Genomic DNA, 25042 nt, shown 5'->3' on the forward strand with positions numbered 1-25042 from the left:
TTAACAGCGTTTTACTTTATAAATTTTGTAAAAAATTATCTTCTACTATAATTTGGAGCTTCTTTAGTAATCGCTACATCATGTGGATGACTTTCATTAATTCCACTAGCTGTTATACGTACAAACTTACCTGTATTTTTTAATGTTTCTATATCTCCAGAACCACAATATCCCATACCTGCTCTTAAACCACCTACAAATTGATGAATGCTTTCTTCTAATTCACCTTTATATGGTACTCTACCAACAATACCTTCTGGTACTAATTTTTTAATATCATCTTCAACATCTTGAAAGTAACGATCTTTAGACCCTTGTTTCATTGCCTCTACCGATCCCATACCTCTGTAAGACTTAAACTTACGTCCTTCATAAATAATAGTTTCACCAGGAGATTCTTTTGTTCCTGCTAATAAAGATCCTAACATTACACAATCTGCACCTGCTGCAATTGCCTTTGGAATATCACCCGTATAACGGATTCCTCCATCTGCAATTACTGGTACTCCACTACCTTTTATTGCTGCTGCAACTTCTAATACTGCAGAAAACTGAGGAAACCCAACTCCTGCTACAACTCGCGTTGTACAAATAGAACCTGGTCCGATACCTACTTTTACAGCATCTGCTCCAGCTTCAACTAAGTATTTAGCAGCTTCTGGCGTAGCAATGTTACCTACAATAACATCTAATTCAGGAAACTTTGCTTTTACTTCTTTTAATACATTTACCACACCTTTGGTATGCCCATGAGCTGTATCAATAATAACAGCATCAACTCCTGCTTTTACTAAAGCTTCAGCTCTTACAACGGCATCAGCAGTAACTCCCAATGCAGCTGCAACACGTAAACGTCCGTAAGTATCTTTATTTGCTATTGGTTTCTGAGTAACTTTAGTAATATCTCTAAATGTTATTAATCCTGAAAGTTTATAATTATCGTCTACGATTAATAATTTTTCAATTTTATTTTCTTGTAAAATACTTTCGGCAGATTTTAATGAAGTACCCACTGCTGCAGTAACTAAATTTTCTTTAGTCATTACTTCTACAATAGCTCTATCGTTTTTATGCTCGAAACGTAAATCGCGATTCGTTACAATTCCTTTTAAAATACCATTTTCATCAACAACAGGAATCCCACCTATGCTATGCTCTTTCATTAACATTTTAGCATCATAAACAACAGCTGTTAATGGTAAAGTAACTGGATCGATAATCATACCTGATTCTGCACGCTTTACTTTACGAACTTCTTGAGCTTGCTGCTCAATCGTCATATTTTTATGCAATACTCCTATACCTCCTTCTCTAGCCATTGCAATTGCCATAGCTGATTCGGTAACTGTATCCATAGCTGCAGATACTATAGGTACGTTAATTGTTATATTTTTAGTGAATTTTGTTTGAATAGAAACTTCTCTTGGAAGTATTTCTGAATAAGCTGGTATTAATAAAACATCATCATATGTTAAACCTTCGCCTATAATTTTTGATTGGTGAGCTTGCATGTGCAATTAATTTAGTGGGTTGTTAATTAATTGCATGCAAAGATACGACTTATAAAGATAATTCCACCTTAATTTAACGTTAACATATCCACCTTTATTATTTAAAATAATTCTAAATAATATTTTTAATATAATCTATTATTCTTTCGTGTAATTAAATTGAATCTGTAATATCATTTTGATACTAATCAAGGTAAAATGAATAAAGTAATTAAAAAGTTTTATTTTAAATAAGTCTAAATAACTTTTGAATAATAGAAAAACTAAAATATATTTGCACTTTATTTTAAATAAATCTAAATAAACAGATAATGAAAAAAATATTAGGATTATGTTTAGTAGCTATTGCTATGACATCATGTTCAGATGACAACGAAAACATTAAAGATACACCTACAAAAGCAAAGTTTATAGAAAACTATGCGAACATTGCTGCCGCTAATTATGATGATGCATACACTACAGCAGTGACAATGAAAACTAAAATTGATGCTTTTTTAACTACACCAACTGAAGAAACACATAAAGCTGCGCAAAATGCTTGGTTATATGCAAGAGATTTTTATGGACAGACAGAAGCTTTTCGTGCTGCTAATGGTCCTATAGATAATGAAGATGCAGGATCTATTGAGGGTATATTAAATACTGAAGGTCGTATTAATGCATGGCCTTTAGACGAAGGTTTTATCGATTATGTTTCTGATAACAAAGGAGGTGCAGTACAAAACGGTTTAATTGGTGATGTAACTTTCGATTTAACCGAAGCAAATATTATAGGTAAAAATGAATTTAACAATTTAGCAGATAATGTTGCTACTGGATGGCATGCTATTGAGTTTTTATTATGGGGACAAGATTTAAATTATAACCCAACTACGCACATGCAAGATAATTATGCAGCAGCTGGGAAAAGAGGTTATACTGATTATACAACTGCTGATTTTGCTGAAAGAAGAAAGCAATATTTACAGATTGTAACTGATTTATTAGTTAATGATTTAAAAGATTTAAGAAATACTTGGGCTGATGGAGGTTTATACAGAACTGCATTTGCTAAATTAAATGAAGCTACCGCTTTAAAAAACATTTTAAACGGTGTTGGTTTTATTTCTAACGGAGAAATTGCTTTAGAAAGAATTATACCAGCTGTAGAAGAAGGTCAAGAAAATGAACATTCTTGCTTTTCTGACAATACGAATCAAGATATGTGGGCTAACGTTAATGGAATTAACAATGTGATTATTGGTGCGTACAAAAGAGCTGATGGTACAAAAATATCAGGAGTTTCTTTAACTGCTATCACAAAAACTTTAAACGTAGAGATTTCTAATAACTTAGAAACAAAAGCGCAAACAACTTTAGATAAATTAGATGCTCTTTTAGCTTTAAATAAAAGTTTTGATGAAATTATTTCTCAAGAAACACTTACCAGTAATGGACCAGCAATACAATTATCAAATGCTTTAAAAGCTCAAGGAGTTGCTATTGCAGAAGTTGCTACTACATTAGGGGTTAGCATTACGATAGATTAATATAACTTATATATTTAATTAAGAAACTGAAACTAGAAATTCTCTAGTTTCAGTTTTATTGTTTACAATACTTACATGAAAAATAATATTTTTTTTATTAGCATATTATTTATATTAATATCTTGTTCTAAAGATGATGATGTATATAAACCTGTTGAATTTGAATACGAATTAGGAGAAGAAAACTTAGTTTCAGAGTTATCTATAGAGGCTTTTAATGCCGATAAAGCCTTTGGTAGAGGTATTCCTTCTTTATCTAATTTACAATCATCTTTTTTTGGTATTGGTGATGCTATGTTTAACCAAAGTTGGGTATCAGCTCCTGCTACAACAACATCTAGAGATGGTTTAGGTCCTATTTTTAATGCAAGAGCATGTAGTGCTTGTCATTTAAATGATGGAAGAGGTGAGCCAATTTTAGAAACAGGTGCCAGTTCAAAAGGTTTATTAATCCGCTTAAGTACTGGTAACTCAATTACTACAGGTCCAGTTGGACATGGAGCGTATGGAGGGCAATTACAAGATAAATCTAACCTAGGCATTAATAATGAAGCTGATATTCAAGTAGTTTTTTCTTATATAAAAGGTACGTATGCTGATGGTAGCACTTATGAATTAAGAAAACCAAACTACACAATTATCAATGAAAATTACGGTAGTCTAGTTGGCGTACAAACATCTCCAAGAATAGGGCAACAATTAATTGGTCTTGGTTTTATAGATGCACTTTCTGAAGCTAGTATTTTAGAAAATGCTGATCCCAATGATGCTAATAACGATGGAATTTCTGGAAGAGCAAATTATGTTTGGAATGTTAAAAAAGATAAACTTACTATAGGTAAATTTGGGTGGAAATCAAACCAACCTACTCTAAACCAACAAGTAGCTGGCGCTTTTAATGGAGACATGGGCTTAACAACATCTATTTTCCCAGATGAAAATTGCCCTGACGGAGTAGACTGTTCACAATTATTTAATGGTAATAACCCAGGAGAAGATGTTGAAGTACCAGATAAACAATTTAGCAGAATGGCATTATACATGGCTGCTATATCTGTACCAAAGAGAAGAAATTACAAAGAAGAGGCTGTACTTAAAGGAAAGAAAATTTTTAGAGATTTAAAATGTGTCTCTTGTCACGTAGATAATTTTACAACAGGTACAAATGAAATTTTATCGCAGATAAATAATATTAAAATAAGTCCGTTTTCTGACTTTTTACTTCATGATATGGGTAATGAATTAGCTGATAACAGAGCTGATTTTTTAGCTAGCGGTAATGAATGGAGAACACAACCTTTATGGGGATTAGGACTTATTGAAGCTGTAAATGGACATACATTTTTACTACATGACGGTAGAGCTAGAAACATAGAAGAAGCTATTTTATGGCATGGTGGGGAAGCTGAAAGCGCAAAAGAAAGCTTTAAGCAAAAAACAAAAACTGAACGAGAAGAATTATTACAATATTTAAACTCTTTATAAAATGAAAAAAATATTATTAGGAATAATTATACTAACTGCTATAATTACTTGCAAAAGCGAAGATGAAGAGCCTGTAATGAATACTAATTTTTTTGAAACTTATTACTCAGACAATATTTTACCAAGTATAAAGAACTTAAAAATAGCTCTAGAAACTCAACAGACCAATATTACAAATTTTCAAGCATCAAAGAGTAATGAAGATTATGAAAAATTACTTTCTCAATGGTTAACTTCTGCGAAAGCATATTCAAAATATGAAATCTATAATCTAGGAGTAATTAAAAAAAGTTTTTATAACATAAGCATCTATAACTATCCTGTAAACATTAGCGCTATTGAAAAAAACATTACAGATAAATCTATTTATAACGAATCATATTTTTCAACGCAAAGTACTACTGCAAAAGGGCTTGCTACTTTAGAATATTTACTTTTTGGTAATCAAAATTCTACTGAGGCTAAAACGCTTTTATTAAACGACTCGTATAGAATAGCTTATCTAGCTGGTGTTAATCAGGAACTTATTAGACTTACTAATGCTATCATTGACACCTGGGAAAACGGTTATAAAGACACCTTTATAGCTGCTAATGGTTCTATTTGTACAAATAACGCTAAATGTTTAAGTATAAATCAAATTATTAATGTGCTAGATGTAGCCAAAGTTACTAAAATTGGAAAAACAGCTGGTTTTGAAAAATCTAACAATACTGTTCTTACAAATTTACAAGCCTATAGAAGTAAAAACTCATTACTTTTAATACAAGCAATGTTAGCAGAAGTTAAAGATGTTTACTTTAATAGTAGCACTAATTTCGCAACTATGGTAAATGCTATTAATACATCAGAAGAAATTTCAAACAAAATAGCTGCAAAATTTAGTGATATTGAACAAGAAGTTACAACTTTAAATAATACTCTTTTTGAAGCAATAAGTACCAATCCAGAAAGTGTAAGATCTGTTTACAATAACTTAAGAGATTTAAGTATTTTATTCTCTGTAGATATAACAAGTACCTTATCTGTTACTGTACTTCCAACAGATAATGACGGTGATTAATTAAAAGAAAAGCGAAAAGTAAAATTTTCGCTTTTTTTATATGCTATCAAACAATAATTTTACATAACCTTCTTTTGGTTTTTCATAAACCTCTTTTGTTATTCCTTGTTGCAATACATTTCCGTTTTGTAATACTAATATTTCATCAGAAATTTCAATAGCATCTTTAATATCATGTGTAACAAAAATTGCAGTTGTATTTGTCTCCTTTAAGATTCTTTGAACGTCTTTACGTAACTGATTTCTTAAAATAACATCTAAATTACTAAAAGGTTCATCTAAAATTAATAATTCAGGTTTTGGCGCTAATGCCCTTGCTAAAGCAACACGTTGTTGTTGTCCTCCTGATAATTCATGCGGGTAATTTTTCTCTTTATCAGATAATCCTACTAAATCTAATACCTCTTTTACTCTTTCTTTCTTGTTTGGTAATTTAGAAATTCCATAAGCAATATTATCAAATATTGTAAAGTGAGGAAATAAAGCATAGTCTTGAAAAACCATCCCCACGTTTCTAAATTGTGGTTCTATAAAAACTGAATTTGAAGAAACCACCTTGTTTTTTAATGAAATAGTACCTGAATCTAACACTTCTAACCCCGTTATTAAACGAATTAGTGTGGTTTTTCCACTTCCACTTTCTCCTACTATTGCAACAATATTTCCTTTAATTAAAGACAAGGAAACATTATTTAGTGCAACAATATTTCCTTTATTAAATGTTTTTTTTACCTCTTTTACTTCTAATAACATAATTTAGTTAACTTTCTTTAGCTATTAATCTATTTAAAAATAATATAGGTATTATTCCTGTTAAAATGATAAATAATGATGGCAATGCTGCTTCTGCAATTAACTCATCACTTGCATATTCATATGCTTTAACAGCTAATGTATTTATGTGGTACGGCTTTAAAATTAAAGTTAAAGGCAGTTCTTTCATTACATCAACAAAAACCAAAATAAAAGCACTTAATATTGCTGGTTTTAATAGCGGAAATTCTATTCTTATAAATGTACTAATATTACTGCTTCCTAAAATTTTTGATACTTCCGATAATGAACCCCCAAATTTTAACGTACTTGATTCTATAGGGTTGAAAGCTACTGCTAAAAACCGAACAATATAAGCATAAACTAAAACCATTATTGTTCCGTTTATTAAAAATCCAATCTTTACATCGAAAACATTCTTCATGAAAACCACTAACCATTTATCAAAAGATAATGTAGGTATTAAAACACCTACAGCAATTACTGCTCCAGGAATTGCATACCCCAAAACACCTATTTTAGCAATTGACTTCATAAATGATAATCGATTCCATTTTGACAAAAAAATTAAAAGCAAAGAAAAAAACACCGTACAAAACGCTGAAATCATTGCTACTCCTAAACTCTCAAGTGATAAGTATATAAACTCAAAAGTAAACACTTCTTTATAGGTTAAAAATGCCCAATATAACAGTTGAAATAACGGTAATATAAAACCAAATAACACTGGTATAAAGGCAATTGTAAAGAAAACCATTTTCAATTTATTGGAAATAGTTGCTCTTTTTACCTTTTGATGATTTTTAGTCGCGTTAAAATATCCTATTTTTCTTCGTTGCCATTTTTCTACCGATATTAATAAAAATATTATTGTTACTAAAATTGCTGACAAATAAATAGCGGTTTCTGGTTCTTCTAAAGAAAACCAAGCTCTAAAAATCCCTGTAGTAAATGTGTTTATACCATAATATTTAGCTGCTCCATAATCATTTAGTACTTCCATCAAAACCAAAATTAAACCACCAATAAATGCAGGTCTTGCTAATGGTAAAATCAATTTAAAAAATGTTTTTCGCTCTCCTGCTCCTAATAATTTTGAAGCTTCTATTATATTATTAGATTGGTTTAAAAAGAAAGCTCTTGACGCTACATATACATAAGGGTATAATGAAATACTAAGCACAAAAATTAGTCCTAAATGATTCATTACATCAATCTTAACACCAAGTACATTTTCTATAATTCCGCCATAATCAAAAATACCCGCATACGCATACGCCGTAATATATGAGGGAATTGCCAGTGGAAGTATTAATAGCCATTCTAATTGCTTTTTTAATGGAATATAATAACGAGAAACTATCCAGGCAGATGAAACACCTAAAAGTAAAGTTAAAATACTTGTACCAAAAATTAACAAAACTGAGTTTTTAATATAATTTGGTAATAAATTATCTACTAAATGATTCCATGTTTCACCCGGGCCATAAAGTAAATTAATAAAAACAGTAAGTATAGGAATAGCTACAAACAAAACAATGGTCAATAAAAATATTGACCATTTATTGGTATCTCTTTGTATGTTTTTAATACTATATTTCACAGGTTATTTCGTATATAATATTCTTATGACTGATAACATATCATGAAGAATTATATTAGTTTTTATTTTTAATAAAAATCACAAATAAGCAATATATTACAATAAATATCTATACATTATTTTTAGAATCTTCATCTTTTATTTCTTTTGGTTTTCTCCATAAAAGAAGACATACTCCCATCCAAAGTAGTACTATTACAACCATTCCAATAAAAAACATATCTTGCCCTCTATCTAATGAATAGTCAAGTATTCCAAATATATAATACGCTAAAACAGCTATAAATATAACCTGACCTACAAAGTAAGCTATTACTCCTTTTTTTGTTAAATATTTTAATACTAACGCTTCTAACATTTTATTTTTTATTATTAAAAAAGTATCTACAAAATTACTTCCAACCAGCAATATCAAAAGTTAATACCGCTTTTTTATTATTCTCTCCTAGTTTAGTTAGTGATAAAGTATCTTCTTTAAAACTTCCCCAAGACTCTAATAAATATGACGGTGAAACTTCAGGATTTACTGGATATTCATAATTTGCTTTTGCAAATACTTTTTGTGATTTTTTACTTGCTAAAAACTCTATAAATTTAATTGCGTTTCCTTTATTGGGTGCGTATTTTGCTACTCCTGCCCCACTAACATTAATATGTGTTCCGCTATCATTTTGGTTAGGGAAAAATATTTTAACTCCTTTACCTGCTTTTACCTCTTCTGGGTTCTTAGAATTTAATAATTTACCAATATAATACGTATTAACTACTGCAATATCTCCTTCACCAGCAACAACAGCTTTTACTTGATCTCTATCGTTTCCTTTTGGTGAACGTGCCATATTAGCAACAATACCCTTTGCCCATTCTGCTGCTTTTTCTTCACCTTTATTCGCTATAATTGAAGCTAATAATGATTGATTATAGATATTACCTGATGAACGAATTAAAATTCTATTTTTCCATTTAGCCTCTGTTAAGCCTTCATAAGTCGTTAACTCTTCTTCGGTTACATTCTTTGGGTTGTACACAATAACACGTGCTCTTTTTGTTAAAGCAAACCAGTTATTATCTTTATCTTTTAAATGAGAAGGAATCGTTTTGTTCAAAAATTCTGAAGTAGCTGCTTGTAATAATCCTTTCTTTTTTGCTCTTACTAAACGACCAGCATCAACTGTTATTAAAACATCTGCTGGAGATTGCTCTCCTTCAAGGCTCATTTTTTGCATTAACTCATCAGCCTTTGCATTTACTACATTTACTTTAATTCCTGTTTCTTTTTCAAACTGTGCAAATAACTCTTGATCTGCTTTATAATGACGGTGCGTATATACATTTACTTCTTGTTTTTTAATTTCTTTTTTTTGTTCTGATTTACAAGAAAAAAGTACAATTGACGCTATAAAAATTAATATGATTTGTTTCATTTCTAAAATAATTTTGTTAAAATTTAAATTTTGTATTTACTATAAATACATTGCTCTATTTAGAATAAAAATAAATGAAATTTATATTTTAAATTCTAATGTTACATACCAATTTCTTGAAGATGATGGTATAATTCCAGGTCCTGGATAACCAGTTGCTCTACGTGTAAAATACTTCTCATCAAGTAAATTATTTATCCCTGCTTCTATCTTAAACATTTTATATTTATAAGATGTAGAAAAGTCTAATACATTATATGATGGAATCAATCCATTAATAGCACTAAAATCCGAAATAACAGAGTTTGAGGCATCTGTAAATTGCTCTCCTAAATATGTATATTGAAAACTAGTTAAAAAGTTTTTATAACCAAACTTTACTCCTGTTTTTAAATTAAAATCTGGTACAAATTCTACTTGATTGCCCTTAACCCCATTGATCTGAGATTCAGTATATTTCGATTTAATAAACGAAGTATTAACAAAATAATTAAAACTAAAATCATTATTAATATCTAGTATTTTTTTCAGATTAAAATCAAACAAACTCTCAATACCTAAAATACGAGCTTTACCAACGTTTCCTCTCTCTAAAACAGCCCTCCCATCAGGTAATCCTTTTGATATTACACCGATTCTATCATTATAAAACAGCCCAAAAACACCTAGATCATAAGATATTAAACGCTTGTAATTTCCTCGCATTCCAAAATCAGAAGTATATCCTTTTTCATCACCAATTAACGGATTTATACTAAAAGATTGGTTTACTATATTCAAATCTGAAAATGTTACAGAACGATAATTCTGAGATATATTTCCATAAAATTCCAAATTACTATTTGGTTTATAACTAGCTCCTATACCTAATAATAAAAAAGTACGTTGATTACTATCATTGCTATAGTCTGTTTCATTTAAGATAACATTACCAGCACCATCTCTGTTAATTTTTTTATAGAAACCATCACTTTCGGTTTTTATATATTCAAACCTAAAACCTGGAGTTATTGAAAATTTATCATTTAAATAGAATATATTTTCTCCGAAAACAGCAATATTCAAATTAGGGTTTGTGTAATTAGATTGGTTATTATAATCAGGGTAATTAGCTATAGCCGAAGAAAAATTTGCGTCAGCTCCATTAGTTCCAGGCCCTTGTATAGAAGTGTTTTCTGCTTTATAAAACTTTGTTCCTATTAAAAAAGTAGCTTTTTTATTAAAAATTGTGTACTTACTTAATATGCGAGATTCAAAACCAAAGTTTTTAAAATCACCTGTAATTAAATCACGTTCATTATTATCATCTTCTTGATCAACACGATTTGTTCTATAACCAATAGTCTTTCTAGCAGCATCTAAACCGAATAAATTAAATGTGAAATTGGTATTCTCTGAAAATTTATGTGATAATTTTAAATTATACAACAACCAATCTATTTGAAACCAATTTCTAGTTCTATTACTTTGTAATGGGTTTTCATTAAACATAGCATCTGTTAAACCACCTCCTTGGTGTGCTAGATATGTTAAATAGGTAACTTCTGCTTCTAATTTAGTACTATTGTTAAATTCATAACCTAAATGCGCAAAGGCATTTTTAGAGTGAAATTCAGAGTTTGGACGAAATCCATCTCCTTGTTTATAATTATAATAAGCAAAGTAACTAAACTTATTTTTTGTACCGCTTACACTCGTAAAATTTGTAAATAAATTATTACTTCCTAAAGTATTTCTAGTAATAATTTCTAATGGTTCATTAGCATTTGGTTTTTTCATTACAAAATTTACCAAACCTCCAAACTGTGTACCGTATTGTAATGAAGCAGCACCACGAACAATTTGAATTTTCTCTAATGCTTCTGCCGGAGGCGTATAATAACTCTCGGGGTACCCTAATACATCTGCGCTAATATCGTAACCGTTTTGACGGGTATTAAAATTAGAAGTTCTATTAGGATCTAAACCTCGACCACCAATATTTAATTGTAAACCTGCATCGTCATTTTGAAAAATATTTAACCCCACAACTTGGCTATAAATTTGACGTGCATTATTTGATGCTAAAGCAGCAGAAGTTTCGCTTACTAAAACTACTTCATTTTTTTTCCCTGCAAATATTGCAGTTTGTTCTACATCTTTTAAACGTGTTAATTCAAATACCTTTCTACGTTGTGCTTTTATTACTATTTCAGTTAATTCTTCAGTAAAAGATTGTAGCTTTATATTTAAAATAAGGTTTTTAGTTACAACTATTTCTTGTTCTTTTAACTGAAATTCATTCGCATAAAAAACCACAATAAATTTTTGTTTATCTGTAGTGTATTGATATAATCCTTTTGAATTTGTTACCGCAAGTAATTTCCCTGATTTTGCATAAATCTTAACTTTATTTAAAGGCACATTTTTTTCTGAAGTTATAACTCCAGATACTTTATGTTGTGCATAAATTGTTGTTGAAAACAACAAAAACACGATTGCTAAAACTTTTAATATACTCTGATTAAATTTAGAACACTTACACTTGTATTTGAACATATTTTTAAAGTCCATTAATTTTAATTTTATTGGTAAAAGGTAATATCCATTTTTTGTGTTTAAAACCTTCCTTTTGTTGATATAAATCAATATTTGAATTTATATACGATTCACTTAAACGGCCATTTAATGCTACAAAACTCTCTACATATACTTCTATATTTTTATGTCCGTCATTTTTAAAATGATCTCCTAAATAATGTGCATATTCTAAAATAAAATCGGGCTGAAAACTCATTTGTTTTTCTTGATATGTTGTTAAAAAATCGGTATTATCAACATAAAAAAAATCACCTGTTTTACCATCTACTATTTTAAAACTTGCATAACCTGCCTTTTCCATTAACATTACTCGCCAAGAAAACCGATATCCTTCTTCTGTCCAAAATAACTCTCCAGGATATAATAAGTATCGCCAAGGCATTAAAAGTTGAATTATTAAAAATACACCAACTGTTACCGTAATCGTTTTTCTTTTTGCATTTGTATACTGGTAATTAGCAATACTTTGTATTTTTTCTGTGGGTAATTTAAAAACACGTTTTATATTATTGATTATTTTCTCATGGAATGTACCTTCAAAGAAAATAAGTGTTGCTATTATCATTATAAACGGAAACATTCCGATAGGAAATAAAATTCGAGTAAACACATGAAAAAAGACAACTAATGTAAAAGCCAATAAGCGTGTTCTTTTCCATAATAATAAAAAAGGAATGCTTAAATCATATAACGCTCCGCTCCAACTCATTGCATAATGAAACCATTCTTGTTGCATTAGGTTATTTCCTATAAACGGTATATCGTACTTTGATGGTAACCATATTTTTAATGGCATTGCTCTAAATAACCAATCGGAATTTAACTTTGCCAATCCTGCATAAAAATAAACAATTCCTAATAAGAGCTTTATACTATCTATTGTCCATTTTGGAATGTTTTTAAATTCTTTTTTTAAAAGAAAACTATCTAATGAGAAGTATTTGTTTGCTGGTAAAAAAATTAATAAAAAACTTAATAAACTTATAAAATAATAATGGTTTAAATAAGTTGTTTTATCCATTAGTTCAATATAAGTAAAACTTAAAAAGAAAAAAATAATTGCCAATCTATACTTGTAACCTATCGTTATAAATATTGCTGATAAACCACATAAAATAAAAAGTAGATAGGTATAGGTTCCTATTGGTTGTACCCATTCAAAACCATAATATGTAAAATGAAACTTAGGTTCTAAGTATAATTTTTCTATCCATCCATTATACCAAAACCTAATAATGCTGGCAAGCATCATTATACCAAATAAAATACGAAAAACCGCTAAAGGAGCGGCATTTGTTTGATTCTTTATATATTTTTCTTTGGCCATTAATTATAAAAAGCTGCCCAAATAGGACAGCTTTTATTTTTTATCTTTTATTAATCTCCGTCATTATCTACATACCCAGCATCTAAGCTTATACCAAATGCTTGCATCATACCTACTTTTAAAGATATTATATTTTTTTGTAGTTCATCAAATGCTTTTGTCATTACTACATTATTGCTTGTAATTTGTTCAGTAAAGTTATCACCTAGCGTATTAATTTGCGTTCTCGCATTATCAAATTGACTATTTATTGATGTTCCTAAATCATTTCTATCTAAAGCTATTAAATATGCTTTAAAGCCTAATTTCTCAACATTAGAAGCTCCAAAATTCTTTCCATTAAAAAAGTCCTGTGATGCATCTAACGCTTCTAAAGCCAATTCTTTTGAAAAGTTCTTTTGGTAAAAAGCTTCTACCTTGTTAGGAAAAGTTGTTCCTCCTGAGAAACTACCTACTGGAATACCAAATTTATTACTCCTGATACCTTTTTCATAATGAAAAACATAGTCATTCACTATTTTATTAACTGAAGCTGTTCCTGAATTCCCTGAATTATTTACAAAAGAATCTCTAAATGCCCCATTCCAATCACTAACTACAAGAGTCATAACTTCACTCATTTTAGCTACAACATCTGTAAGGTATTTTTTATACTTTACAGCATCTACTCCTGTATATTTTGCTACGATTGCTGTATCATCTACTGCAACTCCGTAAAACAAATAATCTAACGCAGGAAATCCTATTTCATCTTTTGAATTAGTATGTGATAAATCATATGTACCACTCGTTATATTTGTTTCAACTTGAGCAACGTTAGTAGGAAAAATATTAAAGTAATTTACAAATTGTAATTCTTCCGCCTTACCTATATTAAACATAGCTACGTGCTGCCAAGCTTTATATGCGCTATTATAAGAAACACGAACATCTTGTAAGGTAATGATGCTTGGTGTACTATTATAAGTTGTTGTTTTTTCTTTTAAAACAATTAACTTATCATTAAACTCTTTAAAAGCAGGTATAATGATATCATCAGCCATATGTGTTAACATTGCTTTTCTATCAAAATTATCTGCTGGTGTTGGGTTGTCTGAATTAGAACTGCTACAAGCATAAACCGTTATAGCAACAACTAAAATTAAAATTATTTTCTTCATAATCATTATTCCTATTTATTCTAAATAAATTATGCAAATATAAAAAAAAGTAGCTGTTTAAGACAGCTACTTTTTAATAAAATATATTTTTCAAATTAATTTACAGTTTCTGCTACTGTAAAATTAAACTTAGCTGCTATTTTACTAGAAACAGCATCTAATGTAGCTACGGTTGAAGCTTCCCACAACCCGTTACCTGTATCTAATAAATCGCTTAAGTATCCATCAATCTCAGCTTTTGTAAAGTATGAACTTGCACTATTAGATTTACGTGTAAATTGTAAACTATAAAGAAATCCTAAACCTTCTGAAAGATCATGAAAAGCTGCTGCTTTATCAGTAGCTAATAATGTTTTACCTGCTTGTAAATAATGAACTGTTCTAATAGCTATTACTTCTGATATTTTTTCACGTATAATTTCTGCTTGTTTATCACGTAATGTATAATCTTTAGCTACAATTGCTGCTCTACCCAACTTAAATGCATCATAAATACTTTTTGCAACACCTGCAAAATCTGAATCGGCTTCAACTTTCCCTAAATATTTATTTAAAAAACTGTCTGCACCCAAAACTGGAACTGCTGGATTAGCTTCATTACCATACAAGTAACCATAAGCTTCGTCCCATTTATGTTCCATTGTAGTATAGTCTTTACCTGTAGCAACAGTACTTGCATTATTATCTGCAATATTTGTACCTGCATCTAAAACCGCAGAACTTAAATAATTATTTAATATTTGATCAGTCATTAAAGCACCTATTAAACCTTTTGCAAAAATTTGATTTAATTCTACTCCTTTGCCATTAATATATCTTGCTGTACCACTATTTTGCTCTAACTTCCCTGCTATTCCTGCAACTGCATTAGCAGTCCAATTTGGATATACATCAGCTACTTGTTCAGTTATCCAAGAATCGAATTTTGCTTTAATTGCGTTTGCATCAGTAGTATTAGCAGCAAAAAAATCAGCAGATGCTGCAACTTTACTACGTACACTTTTACTTGAGGTATTTAAATCTGCATCAGAAAAATCTGCATTACCTGCAGTATGTGCAAACATTCCATTTAACGCAACTTCAGTTTTGGTTTCATCTTTTAAGGCAGATGCTAACTCTGTTGCCATTTTAATACGCGTTGTTTGCCCCGAAAAACTAACAGAAGAGTTTCCGTTTCTTTCAAACTTATATGTTGTTGGTGCTGTAACGTTATTAATTGGTGTATCTCCATCACTAGAACAAGATGTAAATACTAAAGCTGATATAGCTAATACTGAAAAAACAACTTTCTTCATTTTATTTAGATTTAATTTTAATAAATTTATGCAAATCTATGTAACAAATCTAATCTATCAAATTTTATTTGGATTTATTTTAAATAAAAACAAGCAATTTTATTACATTATCAAATAAACTGAAAGGCTCTATATTTTTTTCAAATGACTAATAACAGCACGTCTAATATCATAACCTAAATCAGATGCATTTGGTTTATATATAGCAAGTATATTGGGGTTTTTATCTGATAACATAGGAATATCTAATCCTCTTAATAAGTAATCAGAAAAAGCTACTTTATAAACTTCGTTATCGCTTATTACCTTATTATTTATTATCCATTCATTACCTTTTTTACTAACATTATAACGTTGTAAATAAGCACCAGTACCAGTAGCCTTCAATCCGTAATCTAAAACATCTTTAAGTAAAACTCCTTTTATATCAACTTTTAAGATTGCTCCACCGTATGGTAAAACTCTAAAGATATCTACAATATTAACATCTCCTTCTAAAATATCGTCAATACGAACAGAACCTCCGTTTACCAAGGCACAATCAACTTTATCATCATAAGCCAAACTCATAGCTTTTGTAATGATTTTTCCCATATTGGTTTGAACACTTCTAATTTCAGTTTCTCTAGCTTCTAATGGAATTGTTGCCTTATATATTACTTCATAAGGGTTTGATACAATATCTTGTATCTGCATTTTTAACTTCTTTTGCCATTTATCAACAATTGCCCCTACTTTTTTATTTGCAGTAATTTTATCGTTAATTTCCTTTAATTCTGACTTTAATTTTACTTTTTTTGTAATTGGATCATACTCAAAACGATGAATATAAGCTGTTTTAGCATTCGCATCAGCTTTTGCTATAACTGTATTTCCTATACTATCATAACTATTAGCATGCTCATGCCCTCCCATTATTAAAGGAACATTTGGCAATAGTTCAGCAACTTTCTTATCTTGATCAAGTGTTAAGTGTGTTAAACCTATAACAATATCTACCTTATTTTTAACTTCATTATATGATTTTTTAATTTCTTCATAGATATCTCCATAATACACATAACTACGAGGGTTTGAAGGAATACATGCACTTATAAAACCGACTTTTAATTTTGTACCATCAGCATTATCAAACTCTTTTATGTATGAATTTTTTAAATATTCTTTTTTTCCGTTGATTACTTTATGAAAGTATTCATGATTCCCATCTTTATTGTGAAAAGTATTTGCCGAAATCCAATTAAATTTACTTTCATTTAATCTTTTTTGCAAGCTAGAGTAGCTCAAATCAAACTCATGATTACCAAAAGCTACAAGGTCGAAATTCATTGCATTCATAACCTCAATCATTTGTTTACCTCTAACTCTTTCTCCGTCTATTTTCATAGTACCTATTAAAGATGGATTTAAAAAATCTCCTGCCAAAACAAGCATTGTATTTTTATCTTCTTTTAATAAATTTTGATGAACAGTTTCAACTCTTGCCATTCCTCCAAATTGCCCTCCTTGAATTGACGCAATCTCATAAACATCGTTTAACTGAAGTATATTAAAATATGTTTTACTTGCTTCTTTTTTAAAACGAGATACAGGTTCTGATATTTTTTGTGTGTTTTTTTTAAAATTACAACTAACAATTAAAGCAGTCAATACTGCTATAAATAATAATTTAAAATGGTTCATTGTTTTCTTTTTAATATAGGAAATCAAAAAAATTAGTGAAGGTATTTACGTGTATTTCTCCTGATTTCTTTTCGGTATGCAACCAATTCAGGAAATTGATAAAAGAAGTTCATTTTTTTTTCTGCAATTGTTTTAGGGTTTCTAATTTTTGGCCTTAAAACAAATGCTGTCCAACTTTCAACAATATCTTCTTCTGGACTTTCAACTGCATAATCAGTAATGAACTCAGTATCATTATTCATATACAATAAATCATGTTTCTTCTTTACACAATTTGCTTCGGTATAACAATAATCCCTTTGTATAACGTCCCAACTATCTAATAAAGCACCTTTCCAAAATAAATTAACAAATTTATTTATATAGCTTTTCTTATAAGCTTCTCCTTCTAAAGTTAAATACGACTCTCCTTCTCCTTGCAAATTTTTCTTTGTTGGTCTTATCTGAGTCTTGTTCAATGTTAATAAATGTCCAAATTCATGAACCATTGTATAAATAGATTCATGTAATCTTTTTTTATCTCTAGTTTTAAGATTTACATCTCTAACGTCAATCTCTAACATCCATTTATCATTCCTCGAGTTTAATGAAATAAGTGCACCTGTTTTTTCATCTACGCCATCTGTCATTAAAAGAATTCTCTTAATGTATTTCTTTGTTAATTCTTTAGGGAAAATCCGATAAAACTCTTCCCAATAATCATTTGCTAGGTCATTTTTATTAGATCCATTTTTAATTAAAACTCCATTTTGAATCTGCCATACACCTATCCTTATATCAACTTGAGATTGACAAAAGATAGAGAAGAGTAGAAAAAGAGTAAAAATTTTAAATTTCATAAATATATTAAAATACGTCTAGTGCCTTATTGTAAGCACTTTCAAAACTCATTGGTTTTATATTTGTTTCTATTTTTTGAGTAGTAAAATAGGATATTAATTTTTCAGTAGGCATATTACCTGTTAATTCATCTTTTGCCATTGGGCAACCTCCATAACCTTTAATAGCGCCATCAAAACGACGGCAGCCTGCTTTAAAAGCACTATCTACTTTCTCAAACCACTTTGCTGGAGTCGTATGTAAATGCGCTCCAAACTCTATTTGAGGGTAACTTTGTATTAAGTTAGAAAACAAATAATCTATATCTTCAGGAGTTGAACTACCAACCGTATCTGATAAAGATAAGATTTTCACACCTAATTTCGACAATTTTTCTGTCCATTCTCCAACTATTTCCACGTTCCAAGGATCTCCGTAAGGATTTCCAAATCCCATTGATAAATAAGCTACCACTTCTTTATTCGTTCTATTAGCAATTGCTAATACTTCTTTTAGCGTATCAATAGATTGTGCTATCGTTTTATGCGTATTACGCATTTGAAAGTTTTCAGATATCGAAAAAGGATATCCTAAATAATTTATCTCTTCAAATTGAGAAGCATCATTAGCTCCTCTAACGTTAGCTACAATTGCTAATAATTTACTTCTTGTTGTAGATAAATCTAACTTTGATAACACCTCAGCTGTATCTCTCATTTGCGGGATTGCCTTTGGTGATACAAAACTGCCAAAATCTATAGTATCAAATCCTACCTTTAACAAAGAATTTATATACTTTGCCTTCGCTTCTGTAGAAATAAAATGACTTTTTATTCCCTGCATCGCATCACGAGGGCATTCTATAATTTTTATACTGTCAATCATTATGCCAAATATACAAATTTTGATTCGTTTTATTAATTTTGTTTTTCTTGATAATGTTAAAGGTATTATAAATATATTTTAACTCAACAAAAGATTATTACCCACTTTACCTACTCTTTTATTATAATAAATATTTATTTTTATGAAATAAACTGTCACAACTTAAAAGTTAAATTGTCTATACTATAGAATCATTCTCTTTGGAATTTAAAACAACGCATATCAACCAACTAATAGAACGCTGTAAAAAAAATGATAGCAATGCACAAATGCAAGTGTATAATGACTATCATAAAGCAATGTATAATACTGCTTATCGCATTTTAAAAGATGAATTTGAAGCTGAAGATTTAATTCAAGAAGCTTTTTTAACTGCTTTTACTAAGTTAAATACTTTTAAAGGAGACGTAACCTTTGGTGCTTGGTTAAAAAGAATTGTAATCAACAAAAGCATTACACAACTAAAGAAAAGTAATCGATACAACGAAGTTAAAATGGAAATTATTCCTAATCCGGAAGAAGAAGAAACAACTGTAAATTACAGTTCTTTAACCATAAAAGAAGTTATGAATAGTTTACTTAACTTAAAAGAAAATTATCGCGTTATTTTGACTTTAAACTTAATAGAAGGCTATGATTATGAAGAGATATCTCAAATATTAAATTACACAAACGAAAATGTACGTACAACAATTTCTAGAGCTAAGAAAAAATTAAAACAAGTATTACTTGCTAACACAAAAAACACACAAGTATATGGAAGATAAATTAAAAGAGTTTTTTAATGAAAACAATTTTGATATATACGAACCGCATTCAGGTCATTCGAATCGATTTCAAAGAAAACTTCAACAACAGAAAAAACAGTATAAACCAACAATATTTTGGATGAGTATTGCGGCCTCTATTGTACTCGTTCTAGGTTTTTATCTTGGGAGTTATCAGCAGAATAATAATTATGACTTAGCTGATATTTCACCAAAAATGGCCGAAACTCAAAGTTTTTTTGTTTCAACTATTAATCAAGAATTAAAAGAAATAGAACAGTATCGAAATATAGAAACTGAAAAAATAATTGAAGATTCTTTAGATAAAATTGAAGAATTAGAAGACCATTATAAAGCACTCATTAGCGAGTTATCAAAAAATGAGAACAAACGTCAAGTCATTCAAAAAATGATTGGTAATTACCAACAAAGGTTAACTGTTTTAGATAGACTTTTACTACAATTAGAACTACAAAAAAATCCTGCAAAATTAGAAATATTAGATGATGAAATTATATAAACTCCTATTCTTTTTTATTTTAATACCAACTATTATGGTAGCTAATGATAAAAAGAAGCATGAAAAAAGTAAAACAATAAGTAAAAGTTTTTCTGTAAACGAAAATGCTACCTTATATATTAATAATAAATATGGTAAAGTTAATGTAACAACATGGAATGAAAACCGTATTGAAATTGAGGTTAAAATTATCGTAAAAGGAAATGATTTAAAAAATATTGATCGAAAATTAAATTCAATTAATGTTCTTTTTGAAGCTTCAAAAAACTTAGTAGAAGCTCGTACTAAAATAGAAAGTTCAAAATCTAGCTGGTCATGGTGGGGTTCTAGCAACATAAATTATAAAATTAATTATTTTATAAAAATGCCGATAACCAATAATGCTGATTTACATAATAAATATGGCGCTATTGAATTAGATAGACTTAGTGGTAAAGCTAATTTAAATTGTGATTATGGAAACATTGAAATAGATCAATTATTAAATGACTCAAATTCAATAATTTTGAATTACTGTGGAGATTCTGAAATTAATTTCATGAAATCTGGTAGTCTAAATATCGATTACTCTAAACTACAAATAAAAGAATCAAAATCACTTAACGTTAATGGCGACTATTCAACCGTAAAACTTGGTAAAACTAACAGCGTAAAATTTAGCTGCGATTATGGTAGTATTTCTATAAATGATGCTGAAAATATATCAGGAAGTTCAGACTATACTAGTATAAGAGTAGGAACGTTGAGAAAAAACCTTAAAATTAATACTGATTTCGGAAGTGTTAAAGTTAAAAACTTAACAAAAAACTTTGAAAACGTTACCATTGATGGAAGTTATGCTAGCATTAAATTAGGTACTAGTAGTGATAACGCTTTTAATTTTAATATTGATTTAGGTTACGCTAGTTTTAATTATCCTGAAAATAAAGTAGAATTCACTAAAAGCATTAAAAAGAACACAAAGAAATACTATGAAGGTTCTTTTGGTAACGGGAAAGTTAATTCAACTATAATGATAAAATCTAGATATGGAGGGGTTTCTCTTAAATTAAACGATTAAAAATTTGTTTACAACCTCTACAATAAAATCACACATATACAAAACATCAACACTAACTTTAAAACAAACCAAAATGAAAAAACAATTTATAACAACCTTAATTATTTTTATTTCTCTTACTTTAAATGCGCAAAGCTGGTGGGGAGGTAAAAAAGTTAAAGGAAATGGAAAAATTATCACAAAAACTAGATCAATAAGTAAATTTGATAAGGTTAGCGTTGGTGGTTCATTTGATGTTAATTTAGTAGCAGGAACTGAAGGTAAAATTACTCTTAAAGGAGAAGAAAATTTACTACCTTATATTGAAACAACAGTAAAAAACGGAAAATTAAAAGTTCAATTTAAAGAAAACACCAATATTAGAACAACTAAACGTTTAATTGTAACAATTGCTTTCGAAAGTATCGACGCTGTTTCTTTAGGCGGTTCTGGAGATGTAAGTGTACAAAAAGTAATTAAATCGGATGAAGTATCTATTAGCATAGGAGGCTCTGGTAGCATCACAGCAAATATTGATGTGAACACTTTAAAAGCTTCAATTGGTGGCTCTGGAAACATAAAATTAAAAGGAACTACAAATAACCTTAAATGCTCTATAGCTGGATCTGGTAATATAAAAGCATATGATTTAGATACTGAAACTTTAAAAGCTAGTATTGCAGGTTCAGGTAACATACAAACAACCGTAAATAATAAAATAAAAGCAACTGTTGCAGGCTCTGGTAGCGTTCACTACAAAGGAAACCCTACTAACATTAGCACTAATTCTATTGGTTCTGGAGATGTAATTGATAAGAACTAATAAAATATTAATTCAAAAAAAGCCAGTTAAGTATTATTCTTAACTGGCTTTTTTACTATAATTAAAAGAAATTTTAACTCAAACTAGCCAAACTTGCTTTAATAGTTTCAATTTTTGCCAATGAGTCTGACTCTTTCTTACGCTCAACAGTAATTACTTGCTCTGGCGCATTACTAACAAAACGTTCGTTAGACAATTTCTTTTGAACTCCAAACAAGAAACCTTCTGCACGTTTTAATTCAGCATTTAATTTTTTTATTTCAGCTTCTACATCAATGTTATCTAACGATATTGGCACAAAATATTCATTTGACTTTACTCTAAAAGAAGCAGCTCCTTCAACTTTTTCAGTTACATAATTAATAACTGAAGCATTTGTTAGCTTCTTAATTATTACATCAAAATCTGTAATGTACTTTTCACTATTTACAACAGATAACTCTATTGCTTCTTTAAACGAAATATTTTTATTCTTTCTTATTGTTCTTATTCCAGAAACAACCTCCGTAGCAAACTCAAAATTAGTAATTAATTCTTCATTAACACTTGCTACTTTAGGATATAAAGCTATTACCAATGCCTCTTCAGGTGTTCTTTCTGTAATGTGCTGCCAAATTTCTTCTGATAAAAATGGCATAAATGGATGTAATATTTTCAAGTTATTTTCTAAAACTTGTATTACTTCCGCATATGTTTTAGCATCAATTGGTTCTTGATACCCTGGCTTTACTATTTCTAATAACCAAGAAGAAAAATCATCTGTGATTAACTTATAAATAGTCATTAAAGCATCAGACAAACGATATTTAGAAAAATGATCTTCTATTTCTACTAACGCCTTTTGAAACTTAGATTCATACCATGTTAATCCTATTTTTGCAGTTTCAGGCTGTTCTAAATTAGCGTCAATCTCCCAACCTTTTATTAAACGGAAAGTATTCCAAATTTTATTTGAGAACCCTTTTCCTTGCTGACATAAATCTTCATCAAACATTAAATCATTACCTGCAGCTGAACTTAATAATAAACCAACTCTTACTCCATCTGCTCCGTATTCTTCAATCAATTTTAAAGCATCTGGTGAATTACCTAATGATTTAGACATTTTTCTACGTTGCTTATCACGAACTAAACCTGTTAAATAAACATTTTCAAACGGACGTTCATCTTTATATTCATAACCAGCAACAATCATACGTGCAACCCAGAAAAATAAAATATCTGGCCCAGTAACTAAATCGTTTGTTGGATAATAATATTTAATTTCTTCGTTCTCAGGATTATTAATTCCATCAAAAACACTCATTGGCCATAACCAAGAAGAAAACCAAGTATCTAACGCGTCTTCATCTTGTCTTAAATCTGTTGCCAATAAATCTGCCTTACCAGTTCTTTCTTTTGCTAAGACTACAGCTTTTTCAATACTTTCTGCAACAACAAAATCTTCTTTTCCATCTCCATAGAAGTAAGCAGGTATTTGTTGTCCCCACCATAATTGACGAGAAATATTCCAATCACGAACATTTTCCATCCAATGACGGTAAGTATTTTCGAATTTTTTTGGATATAATGTAACTTCACTATCTTCTCCTAAAACAGCTTCAATAGCAGGTTTTGCTAAATCTTCCATTTTTAAGAACCACTGATCTGATAATCTAGGTTCTATTACAGCTTTGGTTCTTTCTGAGGTTCCTACTTTATTCGTATGAACTTCTGTTTTTACTAAAATTCCTTTTTCTTCTAACTCTTTAACAACTTCTTTACGAGCTACAAAACGGTCTTTTCCTTTATAATGTAATCCGAAAGAATTTAAAGAGGCATCATCATTAAAAATATCAATTACCTCTAATTTATGTTTATCTCCAAGAACTTTATCATTTTCATCATGTGCTGGTGTTACCTTTAAACAACCTGTTCCAAACTCAACATCTACATATTCATCTTCTATAATAGGAATAACGCGATTGCATAACGGTACAATTGCTTTCTTTCCTTTTAAATGTGTAAAACGTTCATCGTTTGGATTAATACAAATTGCGCTATCTCCAAAAATAGTTTCAGGACGCGTAGTAGCAATTGTTAATTTATCTTCTGACCCTTCAATTTTATATTCTAAATAATAAAGATTTCCTTGCTTTTCTACGTGAATAACTTCTTCATCAGAAAGCGTTGTTTTTGCTTCAGGATCCCAATTCACCATTCTATATCCACGGTAAATCAATCCTTTATTGTATAAGTCAACAAATACTTTTATTACAGATTCAGACAAAGCAGGATCCATTGTAAAAGCAGTACGCTCCCAATCGCAAGAAGCTCCTAACTTTTTTAATTGCTCTAAAATAATTCCACCATACTCATTTTTCCATTCCCAAGCATGTGCCAAAAACTCTTCACGTGTTAAATCATTCTTATCAATTCCTTGCTCTTTTAACTTTGCTACAACTTTTGCTTCTGTAGCAATAGATGCATGATCTGTACCAGGAACCCAACAAGCATTTTTACCTTGTAAACGTGCGCGACGAATTAATACATCTTGAATGGTATTATTTAACATATGCCCCATATGTAATACTCCTGTAACATTTGGTGGAGGTATTACAATTGTATACGGCTCTCTTTCATCTACTTCTGAATGAAAGTAATTATGTTTCATCCAGTAATCATACCACTTCCCTTCTACTTCTTTAGAATTATATTTTGATGGAATATTCATCTGTTTTTTATATCTTTATAACCAAATAATTAAGCTTCG

Annotated in this window: 20 protein-coding genes; 7 read left to right on the forward strand and 13 right to left on the reverse strand. The window is 29.6% G+C overall.

Going from position 1 to position 25042, the window contains the following annotated elements; genetic code table 11:
• Window positions 1–35 precede the first annotated feature (35 nt).
• Entirely contained in the window at window positions 36–1511 is a 1476-nt protein-coding gene (guaB, locus tag H518_RS0113765) for an IMP dehydrogenase (protein ID WP_028889604.1), read from the reverse strand.
• Between the two features lie 311 nt (window positions 1512–1822).
• Here guaB and H518_RS19910 point away from each other — a divergent pair, with 311 nt between their 5' ends.
• The 3 genes from H518_RS19910 to H518_RS0113780 all read left to right on the forward strand — a co-directional run bounded on the left by H518_RS19910 (window position 1823) and on the right by H518_RS0113780 (window position 5591).
• Window positions 1823–3043 (forward strand): imelysin family protein, encoded by a 1221-nt coding sequence (locus H518_RS19910; protein WP_051263781.1) that lies wholly within the window; start codon window positions 1823–1825, stop codon window positions 3041–3043.
• A 75-nt stretch (window positions 3044–3118) separates the two neighbouring features.
• The gene (locus tag H518_RS0113775) at window positions 3119–4528 is read left to right on the forward strand and encodes a di-heme oxidoreductase family protein (protein WP_028889605.1); all 1410 of its coding nucleotides are present in this window, start codon (window positions 3119–3121) and stop codon (window positions 4526–4528) included.
• 1 nt (window position 4529) lies between these two features.
• Entirely contained in the window at window positions 4530–5591 is a 1062-nt protein-coding gene (locus H518_RS0113780; RefSeq protein ID WP_028889606.1) for an imelysin family protein, read from the forward strand.
• 36 nt (window positions 5592–5627) lie between these two features.
• Here H518_RS0113780 and H518_RS19915 read toward each other — a convergent pair whose 3' ends face one another.
• From H518_RS19915 to H518_RS0113835, 11 genes are all read right to left on the reverse strand, one after another.
• Window positions 5628–6344 carry an ABC transporter ATP-binding protein gene (locus H518_RS19915; RefSeq protein WP_051263782.1) on the reverse strand — a complete coding sequence of 239 codons (717 nt, stop codon included), beginning with the start codon at window positions 6342–6344 and terminating at the stop codon, window positions 5628–5630.
• A gap of 7 nt (window positions 6345–6351) precedes the next feature.
• On the reverse strand, window positions 6352–7968 hold the full coding sequence (locus H518_RS0113790; protein WP_028889607.1) for an ABC transporter permease: 1617 nt from the start codon (window positions 7966–7968) through the stop codon (window positions 6352–6354).
• A gap of 109 nt (window positions 7969–8077) precedes the next feature.
• A complete protein-coding gene (locus H518_RS0113795; protein ID WP_028889608.1) occupies window positions 8078–8326 on the reverse strand; it encodes a hypothetical protein in 249 nt (82 codons plus the stop codon).
• Window positions 8327–8360: 34 nt separating this feature from the next.
• The gene (locus tag H518_RS0113800) at window positions 8361–9392 is read right to left on the reverse strand and encodes a Fe(3+) ABC transporter substrate-binding protein (RefSeq protein WP_028889609.1); all 1032 of its coding nucleotides are present in this window, start codon (window positions 9390–9392) and stop codon (window positions 8361–8363) included.
• A gap of 81 nt (window positions 9393–9473) precedes the next feature.
• Window positions 9474–11930 (reverse strand): TonB-dependent receptor family protein, encoded by a 2457-nt coding sequence (locus H518_RS0113805; protein WP_051263795.1) that lies wholly within the window; start codon window positions 11928–11930, stop codon window positions 9474–9476.
• Window positions 11931–11934: 4 nt separating this feature from the next.
• On the reverse strand, window positions 11935–13299 hold the full coding sequence (locus H518_RS0113810; RefSeq protein WP_028889611.1) for an HTTM domain-containing protein: 1365 nt from the start codon (window positions 13297–13299) through the stop codon (window positions 11935–11937).
• 50 nt (window positions 13300–13349) lie between these two features.
• Entirely contained in the window at window positions 13350–14459 is a 1110-nt protein-coding gene (locus H518_RS0113815; protein ID WP_240472519.1) for an imelysin family protein, read from the reverse strand.
• A gap of 95 nt (window positions 14460–14554) precedes the next feature.
• Window positions 14555–15754, reverse strand: coding sequence for a DUF4856 domain-containing protein (locus H518_RS0113820; protein ID WP_028889613.1), 1200 nt, complete (start codon window positions 15752–15754; stop codon window positions 14555–14557).
• 129 nt (window positions 15755–15883) lie between these two features.
• Entirely contained in the window at window positions 15884–17437 is a 1554-nt protein-coding gene (locus tag H518_RS0113825) for a bifunctional metallophosphatase/5'-nucleotidase (protein ID WP_081411193.1), read from the reverse strand.
• 32 nt (window positions 17438–17469) lie between these two features.
• Window positions 17470–18276: a putative zinc-binding metallopeptidase gene (locus H518_RS0113830; protein WP_028889615.1), complete on the reverse strand. Its 807-nt coding sequence runs from the start codon at window positions 18274–18276 to the stop codon at window positions 17470–17472.
• 7 nt (window positions 18277–18283) lie between these two features.
• Entirely contained in the window at window positions 18284–19141 is an 858-nt protein-coding gene (locus tag H518_RS0113835) for a hydroxymethylglutaryl-CoA lyase (protein WP_043706941.1), read from the reverse strand.
• A gap of 200 nt (window positions 19142–19341) precedes the next feature.
• On the opposite strand from H518_RS0113835, the gene H518_RS19920 reads away from it, so the two are divergent.
• The 4 genes from H518_RS19920 to H518_RS0113855 all read left to right on the forward strand — a co-directional run bounded on the left by H518_RS19920 (window position 19342) and on the right by H518_RS0113855 (window position 22290).
• Complete coding sequence (locus tag H518_RS19920) at window positions 19342–19908, forward strand: RNA polymerase sigma factor (protein ID WP_043706943.1); 567 nt, start codon at window positions 19342–19344, stop codon at window positions 19906–19908.
• Window positions 19898–20428: a hypothetical protein gene (locus H518_RS0113845; protein WP_028889617.1), complete on the forward strand. Its 531-nt coding sequence runs from the start codon at window positions 19898–19900 to the stop codon at window positions 20426–20428. Before H518_RS19920 ends, H518_RS0113845 begins: the two co-directional genes overlap by 11 nt.
• Complete coding sequence (locus tag H518_RS0113850) at window positions 20412–21488, forward strand: DUF4097 family beta strand repeat-containing protein (protein ID WP_051263783.1); 1077 nt, start codon at window positions 20412–20414, stop codon at window positions 21486–21488. Before H518_RS0113845 ends, H518_RS0113850 begins: the two co-directional genes overlap by 17 nt.
• Window positions 21489–21561: 73 nt before the next feature.
• Complete coding sequence (locus H518_RS0113855; protein WP_028889619.1) at window positions 21562–22290, forward strand: head GIN domain-containing protein; 729 nt, start codon at window positions 21562–21564, stop codon at window positions 22288–22290.
• A gap of 73 nt (window positions 22291–22363) precedes the next feature.
• On the opposite strand, the gene H518_RS0113860 is transcribed toward H518_RS0113855, so the two are convergent.
• A complete protein-coding gene (locus H518_RS0113860) occupies window positions 22364–25003 on the reverse strand; it encodes a valine--tRNA ligase (RefSeq protein WP_028889620.1) in 2640 nt (879 codons plus the stop codon).
• Window positions 25004–25042: the final 39 nt, after the last annotated feature.

Source organism: Tenacibaculum ovolyticum DSM 18103 (assembly GCF_000430545.1).
GTDB lineage: Bacteria > Bacteroidota > Bacteroidia > Flavobacteriales > Flavobacteriaceae > Polaribacter > Polaribacter ovolyticus.

What these genes read in the sequence shown, in the direction of transcription:
- H518_RS0113830 (WP_028889615.1), bottom strand. Translation starts at nt 18,276, where the DNA reads ATGAAATTTAAAATTTTTACTCTTTTTCTACTCTTCTCTATCTTTTGT.
- H518_RS0113855 (WP_028889619.1), top strand. Translation starts at nt 21,562, where the DNA reads ATGAAAAAACAATTTATAACAACCTTAATTATTTTTATTTCTCTTACT.
- H518_RS0113810 (WP_028889611.1), bottom strand. Translation starts at nt 13,299, where the DNA reads ATGGCCAAAGAAAAATATATAAAGAATCAAACAAATGCCGCTCCTTTA.
- H518_RS19915 (WP_051263782.1), bottom strand. Translation starts at nt 6,344, where the DNA reads ATGTTATTAGAAGTAAAAGAGGTAAAAAAAACATTTAATAAAGGAAAT.
- guaB (WP_028889604.1), bottom strand. Translation starts at nt 1,511, where the DNA reads ATGCAAGCTCACCAATCAAAAATTATAGGCGAAGGTTTAACATATGAT.
- H518_RS0113825 (WP_081411193.1), bottom strand. Translation starts at nt 17,437, where the DNA reads ATGAACCATTTTAAATTATTATTTATAGCAGTATTGACTGCTTTAATT.
- H518_RS0113815 (WP_240472519.1), bottom strand. Translation starts at nt 14,459, where the DNA reads ATGAAGAAAATAATTTTAATTTTAGTTGTTGCTATAACGGTTTATGCT.
- H518_RS0113820 (WP_028889613.1), bottom strand. Translation starts at nt 15,754, where the DNA reads ATGAAGAAAGTTGTTTTTTCAGTATTAGCTATATCAGCTTTAGTATTT.
- H518_RS0113860 (WP_028889620.1), bottom strand. Translation starts at nt 25,003, where the DNA reads ATGAATATTCCATCAAAATATAATTCTAAAGAAGTAGAAGGGAAGTGG.
- H518_RS0113775 (WP_028889605.1), top strand. Translation starts at nt 3,119, where the DNA reads ATGAAAAATAATATTTTTTTTATTAGCATATTATTTATATTAATATCT.
- H518_RS0113850 (WP_051263783.1), top strand. Translation starts at nt 20,412, where the DNA reads ATGATGAAATTATATAAACTCCTATTCTTTTTTATTTTAATACCAACT.
- H518_RS0113835 (WP_043706941.1), bottom strand. Translation starts at nt 19,141, where the DNA reads ATGATTGACAGTATAAAAATTATAGAATGCCCTCGTGATGCGATGCAG.
- H518_RS0113800 (WP_028889609.1), bottom strand. Translation starts at nt 9,392, where the DNA reads ATGAAACAAATCATATTAATTTTTATAGCGTCAATTGTACTTTTTTCT.
- H518_RS0113845 (WP_028889617.1), top strand. Translation starts at nt 19,898, where the DNA reads ATGGAAGATAAATTAAAAGAGTTTTTTAATGAAAACAATTTTGATATA.
- H518_RS0113795 (WP_028889608.1), bottom strand. Translation starts at nt 8,326, where the DNA reads ATGTTAGAAGCGTTAGTATTAAAATATTTAACAAAAAAAGGAGTAATA.
- H518_RS19910 (WP_051263781.1), top strand. Translation starts at nt 1,823, where the DNA reads ATGAAAAAAATATTAGGATTATGTTTAGTAGCTATTGCTATGACATCA.
- H518_RS0113780 (WP_028889606.1), top strand. Translation starts at nt 4,530, where the DNA reads ATGAAAAAAATATTATTAGGAATAATTATACTAACTGCTATAATTACT.
- H518_RS0113805 (WP_051263795.1), bottom strand. Translation starts at nt 11,930, where the DNA reads ATGTTCAAATACAAGTGTAAGTGTTCTAAATTTAATCAGAGTATATTA.